This is a genomic window from Kocuria sp., assembly GCF_030536815.1.
Lineage (GTDB): Bacteria > Actinomycetota > Actinomycetes > Actinomycetales > Micrococcaceae > Kocuria > Kocuria gwangalliensis.
In genome coordinates this window covers 1-8,331 of record NZ_JAUNPE010000097.1, presented here as the reverse complement: position 1 = coordinate 8,331, position 8,331 = coordinate 1, and the positions used below count along the sequence as shown (strand labels likewise).

Annotated in this window: 7 protein-coding genes; all 7 read left to right on the top strand. The window is 65.9% G+C overall.

The annotated features are described in order from the left end of the window. Positions 1 to 113 precede the first annotated feature (113 nt). Positions 114 to 956 carry a carbon-nitrogen hydrolase family protein gene (locus Q4E95_RS09260; RefSeq protein WP_368660322.1) on the top strand — a complete coding sequence of 281 codons (843 nt, stop codon included), beginning with the start codon at positions 114 to 116 and terminating at the stop codon, positions 954 to 956. 190 nt (positions 957 to 1,146) lie between these two features. Next, entirely contained in the window at positions 1,147 to 2,268 is a 1,122-nt protein-coding gene (locus Q4E95_RS09255) for a Gfo/Idh/MocA family protein (protein WP_303383033.1), read from the top strand. A gap of 84 nt (positions 2,269 to 2,352) precedes the next feature. Next, the gene (locus Q4E95_RS09250; RefSeq protein ID WP_303383032.1) at positions 2,353 to 3,765 is read left to right on the top strand and encodes a TIGR01777 family oxidoreductase; all 1,413 of its coding nucleotides are present in this window, start codon (positions 2,353 to 2,355) and stop codon (positions 3,763 to 3,765) included. Between the two features lie 93 nt (positions 3,766 to 3,858). Further along, on the top strand, positions 3,859 to 4,347 hold the full coding sequence (locus Q4E95_RS09245; protein ID WP_303383031.1) for a pyridoxamine 5'-phosphate oxidase family protein: 489 nt from the start codon (positions 3,859 to 3,861) through the stop codon (positions 4,345 to 4,347). A gap of 116 nt (positions 4,348 to 4,463) precedes the next feature. Further along, positions 4,464 to 6,179 (top strand): dihydroxyacetone kinase family protein, encoded by a 1,716-nt coding sequence (locus Q4E95_RS09240; RefSeq protein ID WP_303383030.1) that lies wholly within the window; start codon positions 4,464 to 4,466, stop codon positions 6,177 to 6,179. Positions 6,180 to 6,579: 400 nt separating this feature from the next. Beyond that, on the top strand, positions 6,580 to 8,127 hold the full coding sequence (locus Q4E95_RS09235; protein ID WP_303383029.1) for a hemolysin family protein: 1,548 nt from the start codon (positions 6,580 to 6,582) through the stop codon (positions 8,125 to 8,127). Continuing rightward, on the top strand, positions 8,124 to 8,331 hold a 208-nt coding region (locus tag Q4E95_RS09230; RefSeq protein ID WP_303383028.1), incomplete at its 3' end, for a CNNM domain-containing protein. The genes Q4E95_RS09235 and Q4E95_RS09230, both read left to right, overlap by 4 nt.

The following is an 8,331-nucleotide window of genomic DNA, read 5'->3' as shown; positions in this document are numbered from 1 at the left end:
TGATCAGCAACATGGGCGGGGTGCCGAACCGGTCGAAGAAGGACACGAACCCCACTGCGCCCAGCGCCCAGGTGGGGACGTGCTGGGCTCGGCCGGGGCTCACGGGTGAATTCATGGTCTCCATCCTGCACCCCGATCCGGATACGCTGGAAAACATGCGCATTGCCATGGGACAGATCCTCAGCTCGCACGATCCGCAGCAGAACCTGGAGCAGGTGCGGGGGCTCGCCGCGCGCGCGGGGCAGGACAATGCGGACATCCTGGTGCTTCCCGAGGCCACCATGTTCGCCTTCGGTCGCAGCCTGAAAAACATTGCCGAGCCCGCCGACGGGCCGTGGGCCCGGTCCGTATCGACCGTAGCCCAGGAGCACGGCGTGGCGATCATGGCCGGCATGTTCAGCCCCGGCGACGAGGGCCGCGTGCGCAACACCGCGCTCATTGCGCTCGCCGACGGCCGGGTGCTCAGCTACGACAAGACCCACCTCTACGACGCATTCGGTTTCAAGGAATCGGACACCGTCCAGGCCGGGGCCGCGCCCGTCACCTTCGACCTCCACGGCGTGACCGTGGGCGTGGCCACCTGCTACGACATCCGTTTCCCCGCACTTTTCACCCGCATGGCCGCCGACGGCGCTCGCGTCGTCCTGCTCGGTGCCTCCTGGGGCGCGGGCCCCGGCAAGGTCGAGCAGTGGGAACTGTTGGCGCGCGCCCGAGCCTTGGACGCGACGTCGTACGTGGTGGCCGTGGGGCAGGCCAATCCGGTGTCGGTCGGGCGTGAGGTCGAGGGCAATGCGCCGCTGGGAGTGGGGCACAGTCTGGTGGCCGCTCCGGATGGTTCCGTGGTGGTTTCCTTGGCGGATGCGCCCGATTACCGGGTTGTCGACCTGGACCTTGGCCTGGTCGAGAAGACTCGCACGGCCATCCCGGTGCTGCAGAACGCCCGCGACTTCTCCTGACGGATGTCGGCGTTCTCCTCCCCGATATTCGCGAAGGAATGAGGGGCGGGGAACCGTCACTCCCGGTGGTGTGCGCGCTGGGTGAACGTCTCCTGACAAGCCCGGGGGCCGCGCGTAGGGTGGGATCAGTTGTCCCGATAAGCACGCTGACCGACGCGGCGTGACGTTGACATCCCTTTGGAGGTTTCACATGTCCCAGAAGAACAACGGCCCCGTGCGCTTTGCCGTGGTGGGTGTGGGCCAGATTTCCCAGCAGGCTTTCATCCCCGGGCTGTCCCGGATCGATGACGCCGAACTCACGGCCCTGGTGACCTCCAGTGCGGAAAAGGCCGAGGAGCTCGGCCGGGAGTTCGGGGTGGCCACGTATTCCTACGAGGAATACCCTGCGCTGCTGTCCTCCGGCGACATCGACGCCGTGTATGTTGCCACCCCCGTGTTCCGGCACCGCGAATTCGCCGAGCCTGCGCTCAAGGCCGGGCTGCACGTACTGCTCGAGAAGCCCATGGAAACCTCGGTGGAGGACTGCCAGGCCATCATTGACGCCGCGAACACGTCCGGCGCCACGCTCATGGTCGCCTATCGTCTGCACCAGGAACCGGGCACCGTGGACATGATCGAGAAGGTCCGCGATCAAAAGGTCATTGGCAATCCCCGGTACTTCTCCTCCGTGTTCTCCCAGGACATTACCGAGGAGAACCACCGCGGTCACTCCGGCTACTGGGGTGGGCCCATCCCGGACATGGGAACGTACCCCCTCAACGAGGTGCGCAACCTCTTCGACTCCGAACCCATCTCGGTGCACGCCGTGGGTGTTCGGACCCCTGGTCGCGAGTTCAACTTCGACGACACCGTGGCCGTGACCCTGCGCTTCCCCGAGGACCGGGTGGCCCAGTTCACCATTTCGTATGCCTCCGAATCCGCCGAGCGGTTCACGATTGCCGGCACCGAGGGTGAGATCACCGCTGAGCCGTGCTTCGGTTTCGGAGAGGACGTGGGGATCAGCTACACGCTCACCAAGGACGGCAGCTCGGAAAGTTTCGCCCACGACCCCGTGGAACAGTTCGGTGGTCAGACCCAGTACTTCGTGGACTGCATCCGCAACGGTGAGCAGCCCGAGCCCTCCGGAGAGGAGGGTCTCTTGGACACCCGCGTTCACGAGGCCGTACTGCGCTCTCTGGAGACCGGAGACACGGTGACGTTGGAGCCGTACGAGCGCGAACGCCGGGTCACCTCGGCGCAGGTCCGCACGGTGAGCCCGGCCGCTGAACCCGAGGACGACGAGCTCGTGGATCAGGTTCCCCAGAACGGCTGATCGGTCCTAGCGGTCCCAGCCCCCGGAGTACAGGTTCCCTGGATTCAGCCCCGAGAACTCGGCCCACAGAACGGACACCCTGCAATGGCGCAACAGTTCGAGTACGAGACCCGTCTGACCCAACCGCGCGACGAGGTCTTCGCGTGGCATCAACGCCCCGGTGCCCTGCCCCGGCTCACCCCGCCCTTCGGTGGGGGCCCGGACCAGGTCACGGAGGCCCCCACGGACGGGATCGAACCCGGCTCACGCGTGAAACTGGGAGTGTCCGTTCCGGGCACCTTTGGCACGGTGCATGTTCCGTGGACCGCCCGCCACGGTGACTGGGACCCGCCGCACTACTTCACCGACCGCATGGAACGCGGGCCGCTGGGGGAGTGGGAGCACCGGCACAACTTCGAGGAAACACCGGAGGGCGGCACGCTCGTGCGTGATCAGGTCACGGTGCGCACCCTGCCTCGGGTGGCGGAGAAGGCCAGCGGGCTCAGCGATAAACTCATGCGCGGTCAGCTGCAACGGATTTTCGCCTACCGCGAGCGTCAGCTGCGCGGTGACCTCGAATTCCAGGATCAACACCGCGGGCCCCGGCTGCGTATTGCGGTGGGTGGGTCCTCCGGGCTGATCGGTTCGCAAGTGTGCGCCCTCCTGGAGACCGGCGGTCACGAAGTGCTGCGGCTCGAACGCGGCGGCACCACCGGTGACGGGGTCATCGGCTGGGACCCGGAGAAGGGTCTGCTGAACCCGCGAGATCTGGCGGGGATCGACGTCGTACTCCACCTGGGTGGGTCGAGTATCGCCACGCGATTCACGCGCAAGAACAAGGAAAAGATTTTGCATTCGCGCGTGGACAGCACCGCGCTGTTGGTGCGGGCGATCGGGCAGGTGCCCGAGCAACAGCGACCCCGGGCGCTCGTGGTCGGATCCGCCGTGGGCTATCACGGCACCGATCGCGGGGATGAGATCCTGACCGAGGAACAGCCCCCCGGTGCGGGATTCCTGGCGCACGTGTGTGCCGAGTGGGAGAAGGCGGCGCACGGTGCGGAAGTGTTCGGCGTGCGCGTGATCAATGTGCGCACCGGGCTGGTGCTGACCCCGAGCGGTGGCCTCTTGCGACCCCAACTGCCGCTCATGACGGCCGGTCTGTCCGGACCGTTGGGTGGGGGTAAGCAGTGGCAGAGCTGGATCGGAATCGACGACATGGCCGGTGCGGTGGCGCACCTGGTGCTGTCCGAGGACGCAACCGGGCCGTACCACGTGGCGGCACCCAATCCGGTGCGTCAAAAGGATTTCGCCCGCATCATCTCGGGAGTGCTGAACCGCCCGGCGGTGGTGCCCACTCCGCTCGCGGGCCCGCGCGCGCTGCTGGGTAAGGAGGCCACGCGGGAAACCGTGGCGGCAAGTCACCGGGTGGACGTGAGCAAATTCCTGGACACGGGCTACCAGTTCCGCCACGAGAATCTGCGCGAGTGCGCGGAACACATTCTGGGGCGGACGGCCTGAACTCCCGGGGCGGGGTAGCTCATCACATCGGGTACGCACCCTGAGATTTTTGCTTTCAAGAACGCACTATCGGCTATGCAACGGAGGGAAACCATGACTGACACTGACGGTAAGACTCAAGCAGTGGAGACCATCAAGGAACTGATCGAGGGCATCGACACGTGCGTGATCGCCACCCACACCCCGGACGGCGGCATTGTCACCCGCCCCATGACCGTGCAGGACAGGGACTTCGACGGGGACCTGTGGTTCATGACCTCCCGTGACTCGGACCTGGTCGAGCAGATCACCGCCGACGCCCAGGTCAATGTGACGTTCGTGGGCAAGGGGACGTGGGTCTCGCTGCGTGGCCGCGCTGAACTCGTGGAGGACCCGCAGCGCAAGGAAGAACTCGCCGGCGCCCTGACCAGTGCGTTCCTGCAGGCGGATCCCAAGTCCCCGGAGGCCGCATTGATCCAGGTCAACACCGACGCTGGTGAGTACTGGAGCTCCGAGGGTGCCAAGACCATGTTCTCCATGATCAAGGCTCGGGTCACCGGCGAACGCCCGGATGCGGGCAAGAACGACACCGTGCAGCTGTAACTCAGCGGCGCTGAGCGGGGCCCCGCGGTTACGGATGGTGTGTCCGTGACCGCGGGGTCTCATGACACCTAGGGCGATCACCTGACATCTGGGGCGATCAACGGAGACGAGGAATCATGAAGAACTTGCTGAACAGCCCGGAGGCCGCGGTCGATGACCTGATCACTGGATTGGTGTCACGGAACGCGTCACTGGCTCGCGTGGCGAACTGGCCGGTGGTCGTGCGGTCGGGGGCGTCGTCGTCGACCGTGAAGGTGATCAGCGGTGGCGGTTCCGGGCACGAACCCGCCCACGCGGGGTACGTGGGTGACGGAATGCTGGACGCCGCCGTGTGCGGTCCCGTCTTCACCTCGCCCAGCGTGGACGCGATCCTCGCAGCCTTGCGGGCGGTCGCTCCCGGTGATGAGGACATCATCATGGTGGTCAAGAACTACACGGGTGATCGGTTGAACTTCGGGCTGGCTGCTCGCCAGGCTCGCGCAGAAGGTCACCGTGTCCGCACGGTTCTGGTCGCGGACGACGTCGCTCTGGGCGAGGACGTCGGCGCGGGTCGCCGAGGCCTCGCGGGCACGGTTCTGGTTCACAAGGTCATCGGCGCGAAGGTCCGTGACGGCGCAACGATGGACCAAGCCGCCGATGCCGCCGAAGAACTGCTGAGTGGTTTGGGCACCATGGGAGTCTCCCTGGGCCCGTGCAACGTGCCCGGCGCATCGGAGAGTTCCTTTGACCTCGGGGATGCCGATGTGGAATGGGGGCTCGGTATTCACGGCGAACCGGGCGTTGAGCAAACCCCGGGGCAGAGCGCGCGGGATACGGCGCGGCGATTGGTGAAAACCATTGTGGCGGACCGTGGTCTTCGCGACGAGGACGTCCTGGTCATGGTCAACGGCCTGGGAGGACTGTCATCCTTGGAACTCGAGGTGCTCAGCGGAGAAGTCCTCTCGGAGGTGCGCGCTCGCGGGTTGCGACCCGTCATGGGATGGACCGGTAACTTCCTCACCAGTTTGGACATGCCCGGTGTTTCGTTGACGGTGGCCCGGGTGTCACCGGACATGAGGGAGCACCTCGAGGCCCCCACCGCTGCTCCGGCGTGGGGAGTGCCCTCGGTCATACCGCGGGAACCGGCGCTGGTGCACGTCGAAACGCCGGATCTTTTCGCGTCCGAAGCACAGACGGGGGAGGCCGGCGGTTTCCCCCGGGAGATTCATGAGGCGGTGCTCAGGGCAGCTGAGGTGTTGATCGACCGTGAAGAAGAACTGACTCGGGCCGACCGCGCTGTGGGTGACGGTGATCTGGGTGTGAACCTGTCCCGGGGCGCCAAAGCCGTGATTGATTCCTCGGAGAAGTTCGAGACCCTGAACGGGCCCGCCGCATACTTCACGGCCTTGTCCGCGTTGCTCCGCAACCACGTGGGTGGCACGAGCGGTCCGCTGTACGCCGTGCTCGCGTTGGGCTTGGCCCGCGGTTACAGCGATGTCAGTGCTCGGGAGCCGGGCGCTCAGCTGGCGGCGTTGAAGCGAGGATTCCGGATCGCCGTTGACGACATGTGTCATTTGGGCGGTGCCGAGGAGGGCGATTCGACCATGATGGACGCGCTGATTCCCGCCGCTCGGGTCCTGAACGATGAGAAGCACGAGAACTCTGGCGCCGCTGAGCTGTTCAGGGATGCGATGTCCGCCGCGGAGAAGGGCACGGCATCGACGGCCGAGTACGCGGCGTCGAAGGGCCGGTCCAGCTACGTGGGTGAGCGTTCGATCGGCACCCCGGACCCGGGTGCTACGGCCGTGTTGCTGTGGGCGCGGGCGGCCTTCGGGCCGATCGTCGAGGGGTGAGCCCAGGTCAGGATTCACGACATCTGCGGCAGGGGTTAGCAGGGCTCAACATCTGAGGCAGAGGTTCGCAGCGAACGCGGGGATAAACCTGCGTACCTCTGCCAATAATGTCCAGGCAGGGGAAGACAGGCGCTAACCCGTGCCCTGGATGTTCGGAAGTGGCCGCGGGGACCTCCGACCCACCCCGGTTGACCAAAATCACTCGGCACGGTTCGGTGAGTTTCTGTATTCTTTTCTCCGTGACATCTCAACTCTCCCGGCACGCGGCGTACCTCGGTGTACCCGCCTCCGCCGATGACAAGGAGTCGGACAGTCCGAAGAGGCACAGTCCTCTTCCCCGATCCGGCGTAGCCCGCAACCCGCGCTGCACCGCAGCCCCCGCAATGAGTGAGGTGGGCAGGTGCTGACCGCCTGGCTCCTTTTTCTCGTCTTCCTTCTTCTGGTTCTGGCCAACGCACTGTTCGTGGCGGTGGAGTTCTCGTTCCTCACCATTGATCGGCAAGCGGTTCAGCGCGCCGAAGCGGAAGGCGACAAGCGCGCCGTCGTCATCGAGGAAAGCCTCAAGAAGACCTCGACCAACCTCTCCGGCGCCCAGCTGGGCATCACCGTCACCAGCTTGATGGCCGGTTTCATCACCGGCCCCAGTATTGGTGAGCTCCTGCGCGGCGGTCTCGGCTGGGCGGGGATGCCCGACGCCGTGGCCACCGGTATTGCGACCACGGCCGCCTTCATCGTGGCGACCTTCACGCAAATGGTGTTCGGCGAGCTGGTGCCCAAGAACTGGGCCATTGCCGACCCGCTGCGCGTGACCCACGTGGTGGTTTATCCGCAGAAGATTTTCATGATCCTGTTCGGCTGGCTGGTGAGGGTCCTCAACGAATCCGCCAACGCGGTCCTGCGATTTCTGGGCTTCACTCCCACCGAAGAAGTGGCCAACGCCCGCACCGCGGCCGAACTGGTCGCCGTGGTGAACCGCTCCGGTCGCGAAGGCACCCTGGAAGCGGGTACCGCCGAACTGGTGGCGCGGTCCATTGAATTCGGTGAGCGCACCGCCGCGGACGTGATGCGTCCGCGCCCGCGCGTGAGCTTCCTGGAATCCGAAGACACCGTGGAACACATGCTGCTCACCGCGGCGGAGACCGGACACTCGCGGTTCCCCGTCATGGGTGAATCCGTGGACGACATCGTGGGTGTGGTGCACTACACCCACGCCCTGGCCGTGCCGTTCGAGGATCGCGCCGTCAAGCGGGTCGGCGAGGTCGCGGCCCGCGCGGACGTGGTCTCCGAGTCCATGACCCTTGACCCCCTCATGCGCAAACTGCGCGGCAAGGGCTTGCAAATGGCCATCGTGGTGGACGAGTACGGCGGCACCGCCGGCATCGTGACCCTGGAGGACCTTATTGAGGAAATCGTGGGCGAGATCGATGACGAGCAGGACACCCGCGTGCAGCGCTTCCGCCGCACCCGCGACGGCGGCCTGGTCGTGTCCGGTCTGCTGCGTCCCGATGAGCTCGGCGACGTGTTGCGCCTGGACATGCCCGAGGGCGAGGAATCCGACACCCTGGGCGGCCTCATGGCCGAGGAACTGGACCGGCTGCCCCAGGTGAAGGACACCCTCACCCTCGAGGCCGTGGACCACACCCACCGCGATGAGGACGACCTGCCCACCAAGGCGAACATCCACCTGGAAGTGGTCCGCATGGATCAGCACCGCGTGGACCGGATCCTCGTGCGCCGCGAGGGCGGCGACCCCGACGCCGGCGGTGGTTCAACCACCTCCACCGAATGGAAACCGCCGGCCGGTAGGACCGACCCGCTGGGCGGGGAACCGCGCCAGCCCGAAACCGCCGAGGAATTCCAGGCGCAGGTCGGCTTTCAGAGCAACCCCTCGTTCCACCGCGATGACGACGTTTCGGTCGAGGATCCCCGAGAGGAGCAACAGCGATGACCACCAGCACCGCAATTATCGTTCTCATCTTGTTGCTCGCGGGCAACGCGTTCTTCGTGGCCAGCGAGTTCGCCATGGTCTCCGCCCGCCGCGACCAGTTGGAACCCGAGGCCGCAGAGGGTTCCAAGACCGCCAAATATGCCCTCAAAGGCATTGAAAACGTGTCGACGGCGCTCGCCGCCACCCAGCTCGGCATCACCGCGT

Coding starts and splice junctions, on each gene's coding strand:
- Q4E95_RS09240 (WP_303383030.1), top strand. CDS start 4,464: ATGAAGAACTTGCTGAACAGCCCGGAGGCCGCGGTCGATGACCTGATC.
- Q4E95_RS09255 (WP_303383033.1), top strand. CDS start 1,147: ATGTCCCAGAAGAACAACGGCCCCGTGCGCTTTGCCGTGGTGGGTGTG.
- Q4E95_RS09250 (WP_303383032.1), top strand. CDS start 2,353: ATGGCGCAACAGTTCGAGTACGAGACCCGTCTGACCCAACCGCGCGAC.
- Q4E95_RS09260 (WP_368660322.1), top strand. CDS start 114: ATGGTCTCCATCCTGCACCCCGATCCGGATACGCTGGAAAACATGCGC.
- Q4E95_RS09245 (WP_303383031.1), top strand. CDS start 3,859: ATGACTGACACTGACGGTAAGACTCAAGCAGTGGAGACCATCAAGGAA.